The following is a 19,557-nucleotide window of genomic DNA, read 5'->3' as shown; positions in this document are numbered from 1 at the left end:
CCATGGCGACCCCCGCAATCCGCGCGGTCGGGCTCGGTAAACGCTACGGCAAATTCCACGCACTGCGCGATCTCGATCTCGAGGTTGCTCCCGGCGAGGTCGTCGGCTATCTGGGGCCCAACGGCGCGGGGAAGACCACGACGATCCGGCTGCTTCTCGGATTCGCGCACCCGACATCCGGACATGCGGAGATCTTCGGGCACGACTGCCAGCGACGGAAGACACAGGCCCACCGTCATCTCGCCTACGTTCCGGGCGAGGCGAACCTGTGGCCGGAACTGACCGGAGCCGAAACGCTGTACCTGCTGGGCCGAGTCCAGGGCCGGGTGGACGCCGCCTACCGCGACGAGCTCGTCGAACGGTTCAGCCTCGACCCGTCGAAGAAGGTGCGGGCCTACTCCAAGGGCAACCGGCAGAAGGTGCTGCTGATCGCCGCCCTGATGAGCCGCCCCGACCTGCTCGTGCTGGACGAGCCGACCAGCGGGCTGGACCCGTTGATGGAGCAGGCGTTCCGGCTCAGCGTCGCGGAGGCCCGCGACGCGGGCCAGAGCGTGTTCCTCTCGTCGCACATCCTCAGCGAGGTCGAGGCCCTGTGCGACCGGGTCGGAATCCTGCGCGAAGGGCGGCTCGTCGAGATGGGAACGCTCGACCAGATGCGCCACCTCGCGGAGTTGGCCGTCGAGCTCACCTTCGACCGGCCGCCGCCCGACCTTGCCCGCGTACCGGGCGTGACCCGGGTCGTGGTGGACGGCCACCGAGCCCGGCTGGGGGTACGGGGGCCGATCCAGCCCCTCCTCGACGCCCTTTCCGGCACCAATGTCCAGGAGTTCCTCAGCCGGGAGCCCTCCCTGGAGGAACTGTTCCTCGCCCACTACGGCCCGGACGAAGCCGAACGCGACGAGGGGTCGCCGGAACAGCTGACACGGCAGCAGGCACTGGCATGACGGTGCTGCCCCTCTCCGTGCCGCGTGGCGCCCTGAGCCCAGCGGGCGGTGACGCACGCCTGGTCGTGGGCGGTCGGGTGGCCCGTGCCGCCGCCCGGTCAGGCGCGCTGTGGGGGTGCGTGTTCGGACTGTTCGTCGTCGTGCAGACCGTCGCGTTCACAGCGCAGTACGACACCCAGGCGGCCCGCGACCAGATGGCCGCCACCTACGGCACGGAGGGCGGCCTGACCGCGGTCCTGGGCCAGCCGGACGCGCTCGACACCGTCGCCGGCTGGGCGACCTGGCGCTTCGTCGGCATCCTGGGCCTGCTCGGCTCGGTGTGGGGAGTCCTGCTGGCGACCCGCCTGCTGCGCGGCGAGGAGGAGTCCGGACGCTGGGAACTGCTGCTGACCGGGCAGACAACCCCGCGCCGCGCGGCCGGTCAGGCGGTGGCCGGCCTCGGCGTGGGACTCGCGATCCTTCTCGCGCTCACCACGCTCGGCATGGTGGTCTCCGGCCGTTCGACGACTGCGGACTTCAGCCTCGGGCAGTGCCTCGCCCTCGCCGCCACCGTCGTCGCCGGCGCGGCGATGTTCCTCGCCGTCGGCGCACTCGCCAGCCAGCTCGCCGCGACCCGACGACAGGCGGCGACGATCGCCGCCGCCGTTTTCGGAGTCGGGTACGCCCTGCGGATGGCCGCCAACACCGACCGCGGCCTGCACTGGCTCGGCTGGCTGAGCCCGCTGGGATGGGTGGACCGGATCCGCCCACTGACCGACCCGAACCCGGTCGCCCTGGTCCCCGTGCTCGCCCTGACCGTCGGGGCCACCGCCGCGGCGGTATGGCTGGCGGGGCGCAGAGACGCCGGGACGGCGATCCTCCCGGAGCGGCACGCCGGACCGCCGCGGGTGGCGCTGCTCGGCGGCCCGGTCAGGCTCGCGGTCCGCCAGACGCGGCTGGGCGCGGCCGGATGGCTGGTCGCGATCGCGGCGTTCGCCGCCCTGTTCGGCGTGGTCGCCGACTCCTCGACCCAGGACGTCGACGGATCACGGGACATCGAGGAGGCGATCAGCCGACTCGGCGGGCACGGGGCACCGAGCGCGGTCTACCTCGGCCTCATCTTCCTGGTCGTCTCGTTTCTGATCGCGCTGATCGCCGCCGGCCAGGTCAACGCCCTGCGCGCCGAGGAGGAGGCCGGGCAGCTCGACGCCCTGCTGGTCCGTCCGGTCAGCCGGGCCCGGTGGCTCGCCGGACGACTGGCGGTGTCCTGCCTCCTGCTCGGCTGCGCCGGCGTGGCCGCCGGCGTCGGCGCCTGGGTCGGTACCGCCGGCCAGAGCGACGGGATAGGCGCCGGGGACCTGGTGACGGCCGGGGTGAACATCGTCCCGCCCGGCCTGCTCCTGCTCGGCTTGGGTACCCTGGCCTTCGGTGGGTGGCCCCACGCTACCCGGCCCGTTGTTTACGCCTACCTGACCTGGGCTTTTCTCGTCGAGTTCTCAGGCGGCGCCGTGCGTCTCAATCACTGGCTGCTGGACACGTCTGTCTTCTTCCACGTGTCCCCCGCACCGGCGGGTCCCCCGGACTGGTCGAGCGCCGCGGTCGTCAGCGGCCTCGGGCTCGCGGGGGCCGTGCTCGGCGGCTTCCTCTTCCGCCGCAGAGACCTTCGCGCCGCATGAGCGCCGAGGCCCCGGACCGTACCGGGAGCAAGTACGAAAGGCGGGGCACGTGACAGTGTTGATCGTGGCGGAGTCGTGTTTCGGCAACACGACCGCGGTGGCTCATGCCGTCGCAGCCGGTCTGACCCGAACCGTCCCGCTGGAGCCGGTCAGCGTCGTCCACCCCGCCGAGGCTCCCGTGGCCCTGCCCGGCGACGTCCGGCTCCTGCTGGTCGGCGCCCCGACCCACGCCTTCTCACTTCCCCGGCCGCAGAGCCGTAGGGAGGCCGGAGAAAAAGGGGCACAGGGCGTCGACTTCCCCGGAGTCCGCGAGTGGATCGAGAGGGTGACACCGTCCAAGGATCTTCACGTCGTCACCTTCGACACCTCTATCAAGACCAGGTTCGTCCCTGGAACAGCGGCCAAGGCCTCGGCGAAAGCGCTGAAGAAACGAGGGTTCCGCCACGTCGACCGTGGACCAGGTTTCTTCGTCACCGCCACCGAAGGGCCCCTGGCCGACGGGGAACGCGAGCGGGCCGAGGCGTGGGGGATACAGCTCGGCCGAGACCTGAACGGCTCGCCGGGCCACACGGGCAACCGCACCGACTGACCGCCGCCATCCAGGTTCCGGGCCTCTGATGGGACGTACCGGGTCGCCGTGAGGCAGGCTCGGTGCTGGTAGCCGCTGGCAGCCACGAAGCGTCGGCTCAGCTCTCAGCGGGGGGGATGTTGGGGTTGAGCCGGAAGCGGTTTTCCGGGTCGTAGCTGCGCTTGACCTGTCGAAGGCGATCGACGTTGCGTCCCCAGGCTCGTGCCCGGGCGGCGTCGTCGAGATCGGCGTCGCCGCCGAAGTTGAGGTAGGTGCCCGACGCGGCCCGCAGCGTGACAGCCTCGTCGTAGGCATCGCGCACCCAACGGATGTTCGCGGCGTCGTCGGCCGGGTCCAGCCAGTTTCCGTCGAGGCTCAGCATGTGCCGGGCGCTGCGATCGCCGAACGCGGTCTCCGTCGCCCCGACCCGCGACATGGCGCCTCCCAGAAGAGGCACGTGCACCAAGGTCGTCGGGTGCGGGCGGTCCTGGCCGACGCGGACCACGAACGCGGTCGCATCCTCGTCGAGTCGGTCCAGGTAGACGGACTTCCAGTAGCTCTGCAGCCCGCCCTTCGGGAAGAACGGGTCGAGGGAGGACTGCGCTGTCCGGTACGACAGCGCCTGGCTCATGTCGGCGAGCGGCGTGCCGAACTCGGCAAGCGCCCGACACGCCCGCTGACCCTCGTCCGGGTCGCCCGCGTACAAGGCGGCCGTGATGAACACGTCGCGGTTGTGTACAGCGGGCGGGAGTGCCGGCGACGCCGGCAGCGACCACATCATGGCACGGCTGGTGACCTCGTCGGGGACCGTGGACGTCCACTCCCCCCAGCGGGGGAGCACCTCGGCAGCGGCGTCGATCGGGTAGACGACCATGCCGTTCCAGACGACCGGACCGAGCGGATAGGCCTCGAACTCGAAGGACACCACCACGCCGAAGTTGCCGCCCCCGCCACGCAGCGCCCAGAACAGGTCCTCGCGCTCGGAGGCGCTACACCGCACGACGTCGCCGCTGGCCGTCACGACCTCGGCCGCACGCAGCGCATCGCAGGCCAGCCCGTACTTGCGGTGCAACCAGCCGATTCCGCCACCGAGCGTCAGACCAGCCACACCCGTGGTCGACACCACTCCCCCGGGTACCGCGAGCCCATGCAGCTGCGTCTCACGGTCGACGTCGCCCCAGGTCGCACCACCGGCCACCCGCACACGCCGCTGTTCCGGGTCGACCCAGACGCCCCGCATCGCCGACAGGTCGATCATCAAGCTGTCGTCGGCCGTGGAGGTCCCGGCGATGCTGTGGCCGCCGCCGCGGACGGCGACGAGCAGGTTTCGCGTTGCGGCGAGGCGGACGGCGTCGACGACGTCGGCAGCCCCGGTACACCGGATGATCAGACCTGGCCTGCGGTCGAGCATGGCGTTCTGGATGACCCGCACGTCGTCGTACCCGACGTCGTCCGAGGTCAGAACCTGCCCGCGGAAGATCGCGCGGATCTCCTCGACCGTCTCGTCCGAGAGTGTCTGCCGCTGGCCTTCCAGCGTGAGCACCTGTGCCGACATGGAGCGCTCCTCCCCCTTGCGCTCGCCGGTGTCCACTGGTGAGCACCGGTCTGCGTCACTCACCCATACAGGGTCGCGCTACGACCGGGTCGTCGCAAAGCGTGCCGGTACAGCAACCAGGCGTTGCCGTCACGGGCGACAGGTCTGACGCTGAGGATCGGCGCCGAAGCAGACACCCGACATGCGCGAAGGCTGCAGCGCATCGACATCACCTGCCGAAAACGACCTCGGGAGCAGACCGCGACGATCTGATCGTCCTGCGTCATGGTGCCCACACACGCGACGAGGACGAGCCGGCCCGCCCCGCCCCGCCCCGCCCCGGGAAGCACCCTTACAGGAGCACACCGAGGAAGATGAGCAGGATCAGTGGGAGAAAGCCGACAAGACTCCAGGTCAGGGAGGAACGGGCGGCCCGCCGGGCGCCAGCGAGATCCCCCTGAATACGTCGTGGCTCGACCGCCGCCGACCTGTTGATCGCAACGATGCCACACGGCGGGAAGATCATCGTGACGATGATCGCCAGCCAGAGAAACGAGTGCACCGGTGGGATCACCGTGGGGCCTGGCCATCCATAACCCCACGCGCGGTGGGGAGCCCCGTAGCCCGCTTGCGGATAGCCATGGACCGGATAGCCAGGGCCATAGCCGCTGTGGGGACGAAACCCAGGCGTCCAGCCGCCAGGGCCCGTCCCAGCGGTTGTTCGCCACGGCTGCCATGGGTCCTGTCGCTCATGCCCTCGCCGTTCATCCCACAGGCTCGGTTCCTGCTCCGGTCCGGCGCCGTTGTCCGCGCCGGCGCGCGCCTGCGCGGCGGTCTCCTCAAGGTCTTCGGCCGGGGCGGACGGGGCGTCCCAGAGCCCGCCGGCGGGGTGGCCGCCGCGCGTTCGGTCCGCGTCGCCGGTGTCGGCCCGCCTGTCCTCGGCCGCGGTCTGCCCTCGTTCGGATGTTCCGTGCCGCCCGGTCCGCGACGCGGCGAGATGGCGGTCGTAGTCCGTCCGCAGATCACGTAACACCTCGTACGCCACGTTGATCAGAGCCATCTCCGCCACGTCGGTCCCGCCGGTCCGGTCCGGGTGACGGGCCCGCGCGAGGGCCCGGTAGGCCTCCTTGATCTCCGTGTCCGACGCCGACGCGGAGACATTCAGCGTCTCGTAGGCGTTCTGGCCGTGCAGCGCCCGCAGCGTGCGGGCCAGCCGGGTCAACGCCCGATCCTGCGGACCACGTCGGCGCGGTAGCAGGCGAGGGACCAGTGAGCCGTCGCGAGGCTGTGCCCCGGCGGGATGTGCATGCGGCCCGCCGCGACCGTCACGGTCCGTGGGCCGGCGAGGATGAACGTGACAGCGTCCATGGCCGTGGCGTTGCCCTCGTAGTGCCAGTCGGCGCGCAGGATCTGCTCGCCGCGGACGAAGGGCTCCTGTAGGAGCTGCTGGACGAGGGGCGGTAGGTTGCCCAGCACCTCGCGCTCGCGGCCGCTCAGGCTCGTGCTCGGCGGAGCCCCGTACGGCAGATGCTCGTCGGCCGGCGACATCGACGTCGACGATGCCGCCGGCGGTGGGGTGCCGGAAGCGCGGGCGCCGGGACGATGATCGATGTTCTTCCTGCGGACCGTCGCCGGATCGATGACGTAGGTGCTGACGGAGTAGCTGCGCGTGCCGTTCGGACGGGTCGTGGGTTCGGCGACGCAGAGGCCGAGGCTTCCGAAAGCGACCGCCTTGACCCGCCCGTCCGCCTGGGTGGTCGCCCACCATGCCTGGATTCGGCCGGCGCGTTCCTCCACACGGGAGCGGATCTGGGAGTCGAGCATCCGCCAACAGGCGTCACGCAACGGGAGTGCGGCCAAATCGAACCCGTGCGCGGCGAAGACCGGCGGAACCGGAGGGTCTGCTCCACGGATATCCGCGGCCGTGGACCGGAAAGGCTCCACAGTGGACGGCGTCGACGCGGGCGGCCGAGGACCACGTCGGTCGGGATCATCGATCAGGGGAAGGCGGTCGGGGGGCATACGCGACATCACCTCGGCTTGGGGCCGGACAGGACCGTGCACCGCTGACGCGCCGGCGGCTGCTTGCGGGGCGAGTACATAGCGCATCAGAACGTGCGCTGGCTGACAAGAGTCGATCGCACATGGCCCAACCCTGGGACGGCAAGGCCCTCGTCGAACGCATCGGGTAGCAGTCGGAGCCGCGGCATGACCTTTCCGCCGTCGGCGGGCGGTCATGGTCACGCCTGGCACTAGGGTGGTGTCACTATGGCGGGAATGGTGGGGGTGGGGCGGATCCGTCCCGGCAGCTGGTGATCGTCGGACGGGAACGGGTCGAGCGGGCGCTGCCCGGCTACGCACGGGCGCTGCCCGGCTACGCAGTGGGCGAGCGGCTGGGGTCGGGCACATTCGGCCTGGTACTGGCCGGGACGGACCAGCGGACCGGCCGCCCGGTGGCCGTCAAGGTGATGGAAGGCGAACGTGCCGAGGGCACGACACTCGACTTCGCGGCCGAAGCCCGGGTGCTGGCGGGGCTGGACCATCCCCACGTGGTGCGGGCGTTCGACTACGTCGAGGCCGAAGGTCTGTGCCTGGTCGTGATGGAACTGCTGGCGGGGGGCACCCTGTCGGCCCGGCGCCAGGGGATGGGTCCGGAGCAGGCGTGCGCGGTGGGGCTGGCGGTCGCCGCGGCGTTGGGGCATGCGCACGGCCGCGGCGTGCTGCACCGCGACATCAAGGCGGACAACATTCTGTTCGCCGCGGACGGCACCCTCAAGGTCGGCGATTTCGGCATCGCGAAACTGTTCGAGGGGTCCGCGGCCACGGCCAGCGGGCTGGGCCCTCGGCACCGAGCTGCCTCTGCATCTGGCCGACGACGTCCGCGAGGCCACCCTCCCGCCGCCACCGACGGAGGCGCAGACGACGCAGGCGTCGCGGGGGGAGTCCCTCTCGGCGTCCTCCGACGTCCACGGCGAGGCGACCGTTCTGGCCGGGCAGGAGCGGGCACGACCGGAACCGCCGCGGGGGCGGCGCATCCGGCCCGCGGCGGCGGCGGCGCTGCTCGTCGCGGTGGCGCTGGTGGTGCCGCTGGTGGTGTGGCAGCTGGGCGGGAAGTCCGCTTCCCACGCCGGCTCCGGCACCGGCCCCGAAGCGCAGGCGGCGTCCCGGAAGCTGGCGGCCGAAGCCGGCCGGATCGCCGGCGATCAGCCGGAGCTCGCCCGCCGGCTCGCGGTGGCCGCCTACCGCAGCTCCCCCACGCCCCAGGCCGCCAGGAGCGTGCTCGCGCTGCTCGTTCCCACCGGGCCGCTGGCCACGCTCACCGGGAGCCTGTCACCGGCATGGCGTTCAGTCCGGACCAGAGCCTGCTCGCGACCTTCAGCTATGACGGATCCACGTCGCTGTGGGACACGACCGCGCAGGGCGAGCTCGCCCGACCCCTCGCCACTCTCGGCCAGCCGAGGGACGACATCATGGACGAAGTACTCGACGCGCGTTTCAGCCCCGACGGCAGACTGCTCGCCACCAACAGCAACGGCAGTGTCCGGCTGTGGGACACCTCCGCCCGTGACGAGAACGTGCAGCCGCGCGCCGTCCTCCCCACCGGCACGGATTTCATCAAAGGCATGAAGCTGAGCCCGGACGGGAAGCTGCTCGCCACCATCACCGGAAACGACGCGGCTCAGCTGTGGGCCACCGACGCCCATGGCACCGTCCAGCCCGTCGCCACCCTGGGCCGTCCCGGGGAGGTGCTGGATGTGGAGTTCAGCCCGAACGGGGAACTGGTTGCCGTCGCGAACCTCGCCACGATCCAGCTCTGGTCCACCGCCACCAGGGATCAGAACGCCCAGCCGCTGGCGACCCTGACCGGCCACACCCAGCTGGCCACCGACGTCGTCTTCAGCCCGGACGGCGAACTGGTGGTGGCCGTGAGCGCATTCAGCGGGAGCGCGCTGGTGTGGAAATCTGCTGCCCGTAGCGAGAACGTCGCACCGCTGGTCACGCTGGCCGACGTCGCTGGCGTGCGGTTCAGCCAGGACGGCAAGCTCTTCGCCGCCTACGGTGGCGACACCGTCCGCCTCTGGGATATCGGCTCCCTGAACCGGAACGCCCCGCCGGTGGCCACCTACTCCGCGGCCGCCACCGATTTCCACGATCTGGTCTACAGCCCGGACAGCGCGATGTTCGCCACCCTCAGCCGCTCGGGCGGTTCTGCGTTCCTGTGGGATGCCACCGCCCGGGGTCAGAACATCGCACCGCTGGCCACCATGGTGAAGGACGGCGGGGAGAACAGTCCCCAGGACTTCGACCTCGGAATACTGGGTGCGGTGTTCAGCCCGGACGGGCGGCTGCTGGTGACAGCTTCCAGCGACACCGCGCAGTTGTGGGACGCCGATGCCCGCGGCGCCCTCAAACCGCTCGCGGCTCTCCCCGGCGAGCCCAGCTATCTCTATGACACGGTGTTCAGCCCGGACGGGAAACTGCTCGCCACCAGCAGCTACGACAACAACGCCCTGTTGTGGGACTTCGACCCGGGACGGCTGGTCGCGGCTGCCTGCGCCGAGCAGGCGAACCGGCTCACCGAGGCCGAGTGGAAGGCGGTCGTCCCGGACGCCGCCTACACCCCGCCCTGCTCCTGATCCGTCCCGTCAGGGATGGCCCTCGCGGTAGAAGATCTCCAGCTGGATGCCGTCGGGGTCGCGCAGGCACAGCACCGACCCGTACTCCTGATGGCTGATCGGCGAGTGCCGCACGTCGAGATCGCGCAGGTGTGCGAGCCAGCCGTCCAGCTCGGCCCGTGTCTCCACCCGGAATGCCAGGTGGTCCAGGCCGGTCCGGTGCGGCGCGAAGGACTCCCCGGCATTGGCTTCGTGTTGCTGGAACTCCACGATCGCGCCGCTCGGGTGGGCGCAGACGGTCGCCTGCCACCCTTCGCCGCTCACCTCGTCGAGCGGCCGGAACCCGAAAACCTCTCGGTAGAAGGTGGCGCTCGCCGCCCGGTCACGAACCGACAGCGACACATGAGAGATGCCTTTGAAATCCACCATTTCATCCCCTTTCTCAGCGTGGGCGGTTCCTGCGCGCAGGCGTGTCGGACGAGGCGGCCCGCGGTGACGTTCCCGGCCTCGGCGGCCCTTTCGGATCGAGGCGCATCAGGTCTGATCGGGCGCCGGCTATGGGCCGACGAGGCTGACGGCGCCGAGCTGGGTCAGCAGGCCCAGCTCCTCGGGCACCGACCAGACCTCGGCCACCCGGCCGTCGGTGATGTGCAGGATGTCGATGACCCGAGCCTCGAAGACCCGTCCCGTCGGTGCGACCTCGCCCAGCGGGGTAACCCACGTCCCGGTGTGCCGGCCACGCAGCCGGAAGGCCACCACCTCCCGGCCGGGAGCCTGGACGTGGTCCAGGATCTCGTGGCCGATCTCGGAGAAAGCCGCGTGCAGGGCCCCGGCCCGCTCGGCCAGCTGCCCGACCGGCAGGGCCGTACCGTTGACGATCACAGGGTCGGTGTATAGCTCACCGAACGCCTTTTCCGCGGTGCCCTCGACGGGCGGACCGGACCACAGGTCCATCAGTTTCGACACCAACCCGGCCACGAAGATCACGTCCTTTCGGTTTTTCTTTTGCTGGGAACCGGCATTTCCGGCCTTCACGCCCGCCTGCGCGGCGGCAGACCGACCACCAGTATCGGCCAAACGAAGATCATGAAGATGAACAGTCGCTGAAACAAGCCGTGGTACGAGTTACCGATTTCGGCCATGAAGACGACGGCGATGATGGCCAGACACGACAAGGCGACCACGCGGGTCGGGGTCGCGAGATGCTCCCGGCCCTCACTGCGGCGCAGTGCCCGGGCGAGCAGGAACTGCGCGACGGTCAGCGCGAGGAACAGCGCGAGGGAGACATACTGGTGCACCCAGAAGTGGGTCGACGCCAGCGGTGCGGCACCGTGGTCGATGCAGGAGGTCAGCCGCTCCGAGCAGTCCTGCCGGGCCAGCCCGCAGACGACCAGGGCCGGCGCGGCCAGCATGACCAGCACGGCCGCGATCCGGCCGGGCCTGACACCGGCGAACCGCTGCCACAACGCGATCGCGGTGCAGGCCTGTGCTACGGCGGCGAGCAGAAATCCGCCGATCATGACTCCGGCGTGTTCCGCGTCCGTCGCGGCCAGTGCGCTGATGGCCTCCCGCACCGGGTCGTAGCCGGGGTCGAGGGCGCCGGCGATGATGGAGGCGCCGAAGAATCCGCCGACGCCGACGGCCGCCGCGCGGGCCAGCGGCGGCCAGGCGCGATCGGCGACGGCGTACTCCGGGACGGCCCCGGCGTGGATGGTTGCCATGGTGTTTCCTCTCGGACTCGAGGTCGGGAACACCATTGAGGCTCCTCGGAGCCGGGCCGCCTGCCGATGACGTGCGGGCCTCGATGTGTGGTGACACGGCCATCCCGCAGAAGGGGAAGGTGGCACCCCGGTGTCCGCGGCCCCGTCGCCGCCACCTGCTCCGCTTGACTTGGCGTTCAACCTCGTTTCGTGCCGGCAGTGGACTTCTTCGCGTACCCGCTCAGATCGGTCAACGGCGCACCCGATAGCGCAGGTGAAGCACCCGGTTGCCCTGAATCACCACGTCAGGTTCCTCCAACAGGTGCTGCGCGTCGACCGACCCGAAGTAGCGCTTGCCGGACCCGAACACCACGGGTACGACGTCCATGCGCACCTCGTCGACCAGACCTGCGGCAAGCACCTGGCCACCGACCTCGCCAGCGGCGACCTCGACCACGCGGTCACCCGCAAGCTCCTGCGCCTTGGCCACGGCTGCCTCGACGCCGTCGACGAAGTGAAACGGCGCCTCGGGGTCCCAGCCCTCGGGCTCCGGCCGGTGCGTCACGACGACCACGTGGTCGATCCCGCTCGGAGGCTTCCCGCCCCAGCCGTCCGTCAGGTCGAAGACGTGGCGGCCGACGAGCGTCACCCCGATCTGGTCCCAGTACGCCCGGGTGTAATCGTAGGAGGTCTGCGACACCTTCAACTCTCCGCTCTCGTCCAACGGGACGTCACCGCTGGACAACCAGTCGAACAGCGGTCCGGGCTGGTCATTCTCGTCCGCGACGAAGCCGTCCACCGACACCGAGCTGTACATGACCACCTTGCCCACGGGGCTCTCCTCTGCTTTGGGGTGCCGCCAAAATTAGCGTGTCGTGAGCTGTCGCTCTTGTAAGAAATCAATCGGCCGGCAGCGGCCAGCCGTCCATCACGTGGCCGGGATGCTCGCGCAGGAACCGCCGCCGGACTTCGACGTACCGGGTCGGCGTGAGCCCGGTGAACGCCCGGAACTCGTGGCCGAAGTGGGCCTGGTCGAAGTAGCCTGCGCCACCGGCGAGGTCGCCCCAGTCGACCGGTCCGGCGGGGTCGATCGCGAACACGGTGGCGGCGAAGCGGTGGGTGCGGGCCAGCCGCTTCGGCGTGACGCCGATGAGCTCCTTGAACCGCTATGCCAGATGAGTGCTGCTGACACCGGCTGCCACCCTCAGGTCGCCGATCGCCACCGCCCCGCTGGTCGCCGCGATGACGCTGCTCGTGTGGCGGACCAGCCCCAGGCCGGCGGTCTCGCACAGCCGTCGCATCAGCTCCTCCTCGAGCAGCGTCAGCATCTCGTGCGGTCCGTCCGCCGTGGCCAGCCGATCCCGCAGCTCAGCAATGGCGGGCCGGCCCCAAACCTGCTCTACCGTCACCGGCCGGTCACACAGCTCGGCCGCGGGCATCGGCAGGAACGGCGCCAGCCCCCACGGCTTGACGTGCACGCCGACGGACCGTCCGGAGTGGGTAGCCGAACTCCAACGCGCGGGTGGGCACGGTGACCACGCAGCCGTCGGCGTACTCGGCCGTCTCGATGTCGGTGCCGGCGCGGATGCGGAACGGCGCTCCGAGGTTGACGATGAGCAACGCCGACGGCATCGGCGGCAGCGTCAGCCGGGCGTACGGCGGCGCACCCTCCAGGTAGTAGAGGTCGTCGATCAGCCCGTCCAGCGGCGGTCGCGGCACTCTGGACACGTACTTCACGCGCACAGCATCGCCGACGCCCCGCCGGTATCGCGCGGGAATGCGGCGCCGACACCGCGTGAACAGCTTCGTGGCATCGACAACAAGATCTCCACACTTCCGGTGCGCTAGTTCCGGTCCGCTAGTTCCGGTTCGTTTAGTCCTGGTTCGCCGCGAGGTACAGCAGGACGGCCTTGACCCGTCGGTGCACCTCGGCCTCCTCGTTCAGCTGGAGCTTGGCGAAGATCCCGTTGATGTGCTTCGCCACCGCCCGCGGGGTCAGGAACAGCGCGGCGGCGATGGCGGTGTTGTCCTTTCCGGTCGCCATCGCGGCGAGCACGTCCCGCTCGCGCGGGGTGAGCTGGGCCAGCGCCGAGGACGGCCGCCGGCCGCGAACCAGCGCGTCAATGATCTTCGGGTCGACCGCGGAGCCGCCGGCCGCGACCGCGGTGATGGCCGCGACGAGCTCGGCGGGATCGGACATCCGCTCCTTGAGCAGGTACGCCCGTCCCCGCGAGCCCTCCTCCAGCAGGGCGAGGGCGAACTCGGGGTCGTCGTACTGGCTGAGGACCACGACCCCGGTCGACGGATGGGTCCGGCGGAATCGGGCCGCGGCGCGGACCCCTTCGTCGGTTCCGGTCGGCGGCATCCGGATGTCGGTGAGGACGACGTCGGGGTTCAGCTCGTCGACGGCGGCGACGAGCTCGTCGTAGTCACCACAGACCGCGACCACGCTCAGGTCCGGCTCGGCTCCGAGCAGGCTGCGCAGTCCCTCCCGGGCCAGCAGGTTGTCCTCGGCGAGCACCAGCCGCACGATCACCCGATCACCTTAGCCAGGGGCGACGGGACACCTGGCCCGCGGTCCACGCGGAACGTGATGTGCGGGTCCCAGGGATGGGGATGCCTGCGTCACCGCGGCGATGGCGGCGGCGGGACACAATCGCACCATGGTCACGCGTCCGCGGCTGGCAGCCGTCGCCGGGTCGTCCGTCGCCGCGGTCGCCCTCGCCGCGCTCGCCTCGGTTCTGGCGCGGGGGAACAGCGCCGGGGTGGACACGCCGTTCCTGCTCGTCTCGCTGCTGCTCGGGGTCGCCCTGGCCGGGGTGGGCGCGCTGCTGCTGGGAGTACGGCGGGAGAACCGGCTGGGTCCCCTGCTCTACGTCGCCGGAGCCGGTCTGACGGCGGAGTTCGCGCTGCGCGAGTACGCCTACCGGGCGCGGATCGCACCCGGCTCGCTGCCGGGTGCCGAGGCGGCGGCCTGGGCGGGACTCGCCCTCGACCCGTTGTTCTTCCCGGTGCCGCTGGCACTGGTGCTGCTGCTGTTCCCCGACGGGCGGTTGCCGTCCCGACGCTGGACGCCTGTCGCGGTCGCCGCGCTCGCCGCCGTCGGAGCCGGCGTCGCACTCCGCGCGCTGCGGCCCGGACCTCTTCTGGACGAGACCTTCGGCTATGACGTCCGGTGGCGGGGAGCTCTGCCGGCATCGGCCGCCGGGCCGACCACCGCGGTCCTCGGCGTCCTCGACACGCTGGGGGTCCTGCTGCTGGCGGGCGCCGCCATCGGGATGCTCGTCCGCTACAGCCGGACCGACCGGGAGACCAGGCAGCGGTTCAAGCCGCTGGCCCTTGCCGCGTCGAGCGCGGTCCTCTGCCTCTGCCTGCAGGTGATCCCGGGACTCGCCCAGGTCGGCGTGGTCGGTCTGGTCGCCTCGATCGCCATCGGCTTCCCGCTGGCCTTCACCGTCGGCGCCCTGCGCTACCGGCTGTGGGACCTCGACCGGGTCCTCGTCGCCGCCATCGTCTACGGTGCCCTCACCGTGCTGGTCACGGGCGTCTACATCGGCGTCGTCGTCGGTCTGGCCGCCCTGGCCGGGGTCCGTTCCGACGCTGCCACGACCATCCCGTCCGTGCTGGCCACCGCGATCGTCGCGGTGCTGTTCGGTCCGGTGCGGGAACGGGTCGGACGGGCCGCCCGAAGGCTGGTCCTGGGCCTACGGGCGACCCCGTACGAGGCGCTCGCCGCGCTCCCCCGCCAGCTCGCCGCGGCGCCCGCCGTGGACGAGACGCTTCCCCGTGCCGCGGACGCCCTCGCCCTGGGGCTGGGCGTCCCGGCCGCACGGGTGCGCGCCTTCATCCCCTCGGCCCGGCTGTCATCCCCGGCACCGGACGAGTTCGCCGCCGGGCCGGCCGCCGAGGTGCCCGTGCCCCGCGTAGCCGCCGAGAGTCCGCCGGCGGCGGCGGACGGCGCGCGGACGGCCTGGTCACCTGCGCCGCCGGCGCGGACTCCCCCGGACCTGGTCGTCGTCCCGGTGACCTCACTGGGCGAAGTGGTCGGCGACGTCGCGGTCCAGCCGTGGCCTGACCGGCCGCTCAGCGGAGCCGACCGCCGCCTTCTCGCCGACCTGGCGGCGCAGGCCGGGCCGGCCCTGCGAGGGGTCGCCCTCGCCGCCGAGCTGAGCGGGCGTCTCGATCAGATCACCCGGCAGTCCACCGCGCTGCGCGCCAGCCGCGAACGGATCGCGACCGCCCAGGTCGAGGAACGACGACGGTTGGAACGCGACATCCACGACGGTGCGCAGCAGCATCTGCTCGCCGCCGTGCTGAGCCTGCGCACCGCGGAGGGCCTGGTGACAACGGCGACCAGGGCGGCGACCGGGGCGGCGACGACGGAGGCCGCGGAGCCGGAGCCGGAGGCGGCGGAGGAGGACGCCGCCGCCGCGCTGCGCCGCTGCCGGGACGATCTGGACCGCTGCATCGACGATCTACGGGAACTCGCCCGCGGCATCTACCCGCCGGTGCTCGCGGCCCGAGGCCTGGTGGCCGCGATCCGGGCCCGGGCCAGAACCGCGCCCGGGACGGTCCGGGTGACGGGAACGGAATCCCTCAACGGCCACCGGCTACCCCGTCAGACCGAGGCTGCCGCGTACTTCGCCTGCCTGGAGGCGATGCAGAACGCCACCAAGCACGCGCCCGGTGCCGCCGTGTCCGTCGAGATCGGGCTGGCCGACGGGGTCCTCAGCTTCACGGTCAGTGATGACGGCCCCGGCTTCGATCCGACTGCCCCGCAAGGCGGTGGAACGGGCCTGCTCGGGATGGCGGACCGGGTGGGCGCCGCGGGGGGCGCGTTGAGCATCCGCTCGGCCCCGGGCAACGGCACCACGGTTTCCGGGACGCTACCCGTTTCACCCGACGTCTCTGGGCAGCAGGATGACGGGGCACCGTTCGCCCGCCATCTCGGCGCATAAGGCGAATGGGCGGAGGCGAACAGCCCACGGCAGACCGAAACCGGCCGAACTCGGCCGCGGGGATGCGCGCCGAGCGGTGGGTGCCCATGCTGGTGCGGTCCGAAGGGTTCGCCGTCGAAGGAGCGCCATGATCGAACTTCTGGCCCCGATGCCGCTGTCGTCATGGGCGGGCACGAAGGAGACCCTGCACCGGTACGTGCAGGTCGTGGGAAAGATCCGGCTGAGCGCCAGCCCGCGTCGGAACCACTGGTGGAACGTCCCGTTCCACCTCACCGGCCGCGGCATCACGACCCGGCCGATGGGCCTCGTCGACGGCAACCCGATCTTCACGATCGACTTCGACTTCGTCGGACACGATCTCGTCATCCAGCGGCTGGACGGCGAGGCGGTCTCGTTCCCGCTCGCGGGCCGGTCGGTAGCGTCCTTCTACCAGGAGACGCTCGAGGTGCTCGGCGCGCTCGGTATCAGGGTGCACATCGACCATCCGCACCCTTTCGACCTCCCCGACGCCGCCCGGCCGTTCCAGGACGACACCGAACACGCCGCGTACGATCCGGTGCAGGTCACCCGCTACTGGCAGTTGCTCAGTCAGGTCAATCTGATCCTGGAGGAGTTCGCCGGCGGCTTCTCCGGCAAGGTCAGCCCGGTGCACCATTTCTGGCATACGTTCGACCTGTCCCATACCCGCTTCAGTGACCGCCGGATCGACCAGCCTACCGACATCGACCCGGTGACGCGCGAAGCGTACTCACGTGAGGTCATCAGTTTCGGATTCTGGTTCGGCGACGCGTCCATGCCCGAACCGGCCTTCTATTCCTACACCGCCCCCGAACCTGCCGGAATCACCGACGGGCGGCTACGACCAGACGCCGCTCGCTGGACGCCACGCGGCAGCAGCCACCTCGCGGTACTACCCCTGGGCGCCATTCAGGACAGCCCCGACCGACGGGGCACCGTCCTCGACTTCTACGAGAGTGCCTACCGCGCCGGAGCGACCCGAGCCGGATGGGATATCGACCGGCTTACCTGCCCACATGGCATCACCGACCCCCAGCTGGCTCCCTCCATGGCATCCACCGGCAGCGCCACGCGGTAGATAGCACGCCGCCCGGGGGATCGGTGATCGTAACCAACCTCTGTGGGCTGTGCTCCTAGGCCGGCGGGGTGTAACCCTTGATCGCGTGCTCGGCGATACGCCACACACCGTCCGGCTCGCGTCGCTGGATCTGGCGGTGGTCGAACACGGACCGAGCGGTGAACGGCCCGTCGCCCTCAAGCGTGAACGCCGCCGCCGTGTACTCGACGGCGATGCGATCGGCATCGAGCGACCAGGCCCGCAGGTTCGTGATCAGGTGTCGACCACGCGATGGCGACATACCGCGCTCCATCACAGACCGGACGGCGTCCCTCCCGTGGGCCTGGAACACCGTCGCGTCCTCGGTGTACAGCGCCAGCGCGGCGTCGACGTCGCGGGCGTCGAACCGGCTGAACAGCTCGGCCACGAGCGCCTCGGCGGTTAGCCGCCGCGCGACTTCCGCACTGTCGGGAACCACGCCTGGATCGCGCATACGCGGTGTCCGCCCATCGTCGTCGGCGAGTATTCGGCTCGGCCTGCTCTCAGAAGCCCGGGAGCAGATCTAGTTCTACCTCACCCGAAGCCAGATCAACGCCCTCGACGACATCCTCACCGTGATCCAGAACGCCGACCCGCGCAGGTCGGCGGCCGAACTGCGCAGCCTGGGAGCGGTCCGGCCAAGGGTCCGCTCGAACATGCGAAGGCGTGTTCAAGATCGAATCGGCGTAGGAGCGCCCGCCGCCAACGGTCTACGTCTGTCGAGCCGGCGACTCACCACGGTGCCCCGACGTCGGCCTGGGGAGCGTCACCGCGGCGGACCTCCGCATGCACAGGCTCGACCAACACGGTCGGGCCGCTGACGTGCACGTTCAGTTTCACTTAACGCCGGCTGGACACACAAAGACAGCGCTTCGATTGTTCAGAATAGCGCTTCTTGACTATACACCGAGTGGCCATATCGTTTAGAAGTCGCGCTCCGGCTACGGATGCGTGCCTGGCGGTTTTTGACGGACTCCCTGCTACGCTCCATAGCCAGCACGACACTCTGACCTTCTTCGGCACGCTTTCTTGCTAGGGATTGAAGTTGCTCTACGGTGGTACCAATCGTACCGGAAAGGCCATGCTTCACCAGCTCGATGAATTGAGTTCCGACGAGGTACCGTCCAATATTTTTGTAGCCGAGAACTCTAGCCCGACTATTGACTTTAGAACCAAGCGTACAATCATCCTCGAGAAGGATTCTGACGTAGGAAAGCGGAAGATACATCCCAGGAGCAAGACTATCGACCGGGCGACTATCGTTGGGCCAGTATGCGAGCTTGAGAAAGCACGGATCAGTGCCCAACCTCCATTCGCTGGGGCTTCCTGGAGCGACGCTGAGCTGCGCCACCTTCTCCAGTCGGTCCAGTTGGCTCCTCAACCGATCATCCACATAGACCGATCGGCTGATCAAGTCAAGACGCTTGTACTGAACAAGTACGAAGCTACGAGTCGGCTCGTGATAATAGATCATATCGGTGCCAAGACGAGCCTCGGCGGGCGTGGCGTTAACGTTAACCACTTCCAGCTGCCGCCCGCCGTCATCCTGGAGAACGTGAATATCGCACCTGCCGTAATTGCCGGCCTGCCAGACGCTCGTAAGATTGAACGCATAATCGGAGACACGGACGTCGTGGTCGATCAGGCTGTTCTCAACAGGCTGCGGGACGAGACCAGCCAGGTACGGAGCATCCCGCGATGCAGGACGTTGCCACGCAGCCATAGCGGATTTAGGGAAATCGGCGATCCGTAGGAGGCACCCCGTAGCATCCTGCTGCTCCTGCCACGCACGGTCGGCGGGATCACTGCTATTGAAGACTGGAGGGTTGGCCTGGGCGATCAGCCAGTCGAGCAGGTCCACCAGCCTCGGATATTCCTGCCGGAGCGCTGCGCCAACCGCAGTCCACACGGCATCGCTACAGATGCCGACCCCGCCACGAGGAGCAGATTGCTCGAACTCCTCACGCAGCCCGCGTGGAAGCCGTCGGAGCAGCCCAGAATCTCCCTCGAGGACGATCTCTTCGAAGCATTCTCGGAGCGGTTCGATGGTGATGCTGCCATCCACAGCTCCAACGATATTGTGTCGCGCCACGACCCCCAGCCAGGCGAGATACCGAAGTGGCGGTTCGTGGCTACCGCGCTTCCCTTCTCCCAGCAGGAGGACGATCTGCTTTCCAACGGTAGGGCCAGCCGCCTTCATCCCCTTAGGTAGGGCTTTAGTGAGGCGCTGCTCAGCCCGCAATTTTCCACGTACTGCAGACAGCTCGCCGAAAGAGAGAGTTATAATGTAGGCCACGCTTCGAGCCTAGCGTCGCCGACTCTTCCTCGTCACGGCCGGGAAAGAAATTCCGTCGACGATCCAAGCGATCGGCCGCAAGACTTTACCGCTGACCTGCGTGTCAGTACGACAGACAGTCTCGCCCCAGCGCAGCCAGGCCGGTCCCTCGGCTTAGTAAGCTCGGAGTGCA

Annotated in this window: 16 protein-coding genes and 1 pseudogene; 6 read left to right on the top strand and 11 right to left on the bottom strand. The window is 69.8% G+C overall.

Annotated elements, in window-relative coordinates:
- Positions 1 to 2 precede the first annotated feature (2 nt).
- From MXD62_RS07345 to MXD62_RS07335, 3 genes are read left to right on the top strand one after another with little or no spacing between them, the layout of a single operon-like run.
- On the top strand, positions 3 to 944 hold the full coding sequence (locus tag MXD62_RS07345) for an ABC transporter ATP-binding protein (RefSeq protein WP_248828664.1): 942 nt from the start codon (positions 3 to 5) through the stop codon (positions 942 to 944).
- The gene (locus MXD62_RS07340; RefSeq protein WP_248828663.1) at positions 941 to 2,599 is read left to right on the top strand and encodes an ABC transporter permease subunit; all 1,659 of its coding nucleotides are present in this window, start codon (positions 941 to 943) and stop codon (positions 2,597 to 2,599) included. Before MXD62_RS07345 ends, MXD62_RS07340 begins: the two co-directional genes overlap by 4 nt.
- Positions 2,600 to 2,648: 49 nt before the next feature.
- A complete protein-coding gene (locus tag MXD62_RS07335) occupies positions 2,649 to 3,188 on the top strand; it encodes a hypothetical protein (protein WP_248828662.1) in 540 nt (179 codons plus the stop codon).
- A gap of 97 nt (positions 3,189 to 3,285) precedes the next feature.
- Here the strand turns inward: MXD62_RS07335 and MXD62_RS07330 are convergent, their stop codons facing one another.
- The 3 genes from MXD62_RS07330 to MXD62_RS07320 all read right to left on the bottom strand — a co-directional run bounded on the left by MXD62_RS07330 (position 3,286) and on the right by MXD62_RS07320 (position 6,525).
- Positions 3,286 to 4,722 (bottom strand): FAD-binding oxidoreductase, encoded by a 1,437-nt coding sequence (locus MXD62_RS07330; RefSeq protein ID WP_248828661.1) that lies wholly within the window; start codon positions 4,720 to 4,722, stop codon positions 3,286 to 3,288.
- Between the two features lie 331 nt (positions 4,723 to 5,053).
- Positions 5,054 to 5,923 (bottom strand): DnaJ domain-containing protein, encoded by an 870-nt coding sequence (locus MXD62_RS07325; protein ID WP_248828660.1) that lies wholly within the window; start codon positions 5,921 to 5,923, stop codon positions 5,054 to 5,056.
- A complete protein-coding gene (locus tag MXD62_RS07320) occupies positions 5,920 to 6,525 on the bottom strand; it encodes a hypothetical protein (protein WP_248828659.1) in 606 nt (201 codons plus the stop codon). Before MXD62_RS07320 ends, MXD62_RS07325 begins: the two co-directional genes overlap by 4 nt.
- A gap of 488 nt (positions 6,526 to 7,013) precedes the next feature.
- On the opposite strand from MXD62_RS07320, the gene MXD62_RS07315 reads away from it, so the two are divergent.
- Positions 7,014 to 9,338: a WD40 repeat domain-containing serine/threonine protein kinase gene (locus tag MXD62_RS07315; RefSeq protein ID WP_248828658.1), complete on the top strand. Its 2,325-nt coding sequence runs from the start codon at positions 7,014 to 7,016 to the stop codon at positions 9,336 to 9,338.
- 9 nt (positions 9,339 to 9,347) lie between these two features.
- On the opposite strand, the gene MXD62_RS07310 is transcribed toward MXD62_RS07315, so the two are convergent.
- The 6 genes and pseudogenes from MXD62_RS07310 to MXD62_RS07275 all read right to left on the bottom strand — a co-directional run bounded on the left by MXD62_RS07310 (position 9,348) and on the right by MXD62_RS07275 (position 13,553).
- Positions 9,348 to 9,746: a VOC family protein gene (locus tag MXD62_RS07310; RefSeq protein WP_248828657.1), complete on the bottom strand. Its 399-nt coding sequence runs from the start codon at positions 9,744 to 9,746 to the stop codon at positions 9,348 to 9,350.
- Positions 9,747 to 9,872: 126 nt separating this feature from the next.
- Positions 9,873 to 10,295, bottom strand: a complete 423-nt coding sequence (locus tag MXD62_RS07305) for an ester cyclase (protein WP_248828656.1) — start codon at positions 10,293 to 10,295, stop codon at positions 9,873 to 9,875.
- Between the two features lie 53 nt (positions 10,296 to 10,348).
- Entirely contained in the window at positions 10,349 to 11,038 is a 690-nt protein-coding gene (locus tag MXD62_RS07300) for a DUF998 domain-containing protein (protein ID WP_248828655.1), read from the bottom strand.
- Between the two features lie 229 nt (positions 11,039 to 11,267).
- Positions 11,268 to 11,849 carry a dihydrofolate reductase family protein gene (locus tag MXD62_RS07295; protein ID WP_248828654.1) on the bottom strand — a complete coding sequence of 194 codons (582 nt, stop codon included), beginning with the start codon at positions 11,847 to 11,849 and terminating at the stop codon, positions 11,268 to 11,270.
- 67 nt (positions 11,850 to 11,916) lie between these two features.
- Positions 11,917 to 12,736 (bottom strand): annotated as a pseudogene (locus tag MXD62_RS40115) (helix-turn-helix domain-containing protein).
- 154 nt (positions 12,737 to 12,890) lie between these two features.
- Positions 12,891 to 13,553 carry a response regulator transcription factor gene (locus tag MXD62_RS07275; protein ID WP_248828651.1) on the bottom strand — a complete coding sequence of 221 codons (663 nt, stop codon included), beginning with the start codon at positions 13,551 to 13,553 and terminating at the stop codon, positions 12,891 to 12,893.
- A gap of 127 nt (positions 13,554 to 13,680) precedes the next feature.
- Here MXD62_RS07275 and MXD62_RS39135 point away from each other — a divergent pair, with 127 nt between their 5' ends.
- Both MXD62_RS39135 and MXD62_RS07265 read left to right on the top strand, forming a co-directional pair.
- On the top strand, positions 13,681 to 15,975 hold the full coding sequence (locus tag MXD62_RS39135; RefSeq protein ID WP_285223985.1) for an ATP-binding protein: 2,295 nt from the start codon (positions 13,681 to 13,683) through the stop codon (positions 15,973 to 15,975).
- A 127-nt stretch (positions 15,976 to 16,102) separates the two neighbouring features.
- On the top strand, positions 16,103 to 17,071 hold the full coding sequence (locus MXD62_RS07265) for a DUF5996 family protein (RefSeq protein WP_248828650.1): 969 nt from the start codon (positions 16,103 to 16,105) through the stop codon (positions 17,069 to 17,071).
- 55 nt (positions 17,072 to 17,126) lie between these two features.
- Here the strand turns inward: MXD62_RS07265 and MXD62_RS07260 are convergent, their stop codons facing one another.
- Positions 17,127 to 17,543: a nuclear transport factor 2 family protein gene (locus tag MXD62_RS07260; RefSeq protein WP_248828649.1), complete on the bottom strand. Its 417-nt coding sequence runs from the start codon at positions 17,541 to 17,543 to the stop codon at positions 17,127 to 17,129.
- A gap of 426 nt (positions 17,544 to 17,969) precedes the next feature.
- Positions 17,970 to 19,154, bottom strand: coding sequence for a hypothetical protein (locus tag MXD62_RS07255; protein WP_248828648.1), 1,185 nt, complete (start codon positions 19,152 to 19,154; stop codon positions 17,970 to 17,972).
- Positions 19,155 to 19,557: the final 403 nt, after the last annotated feature.

The organism is Frankia sp. Mgl5 (assembly GCF_023242985.1).
In the GTDB taxonomy this organism is placed as follows: domain Bacteria; phylum Actinomycetota; class Actinomycetes; order Frankiales; family Frankiaceae; genus Parafrankia; species Parafrankia soli.
This window is presented reverse-complemented; position numbering and strand designations above follow the sequence as displayed.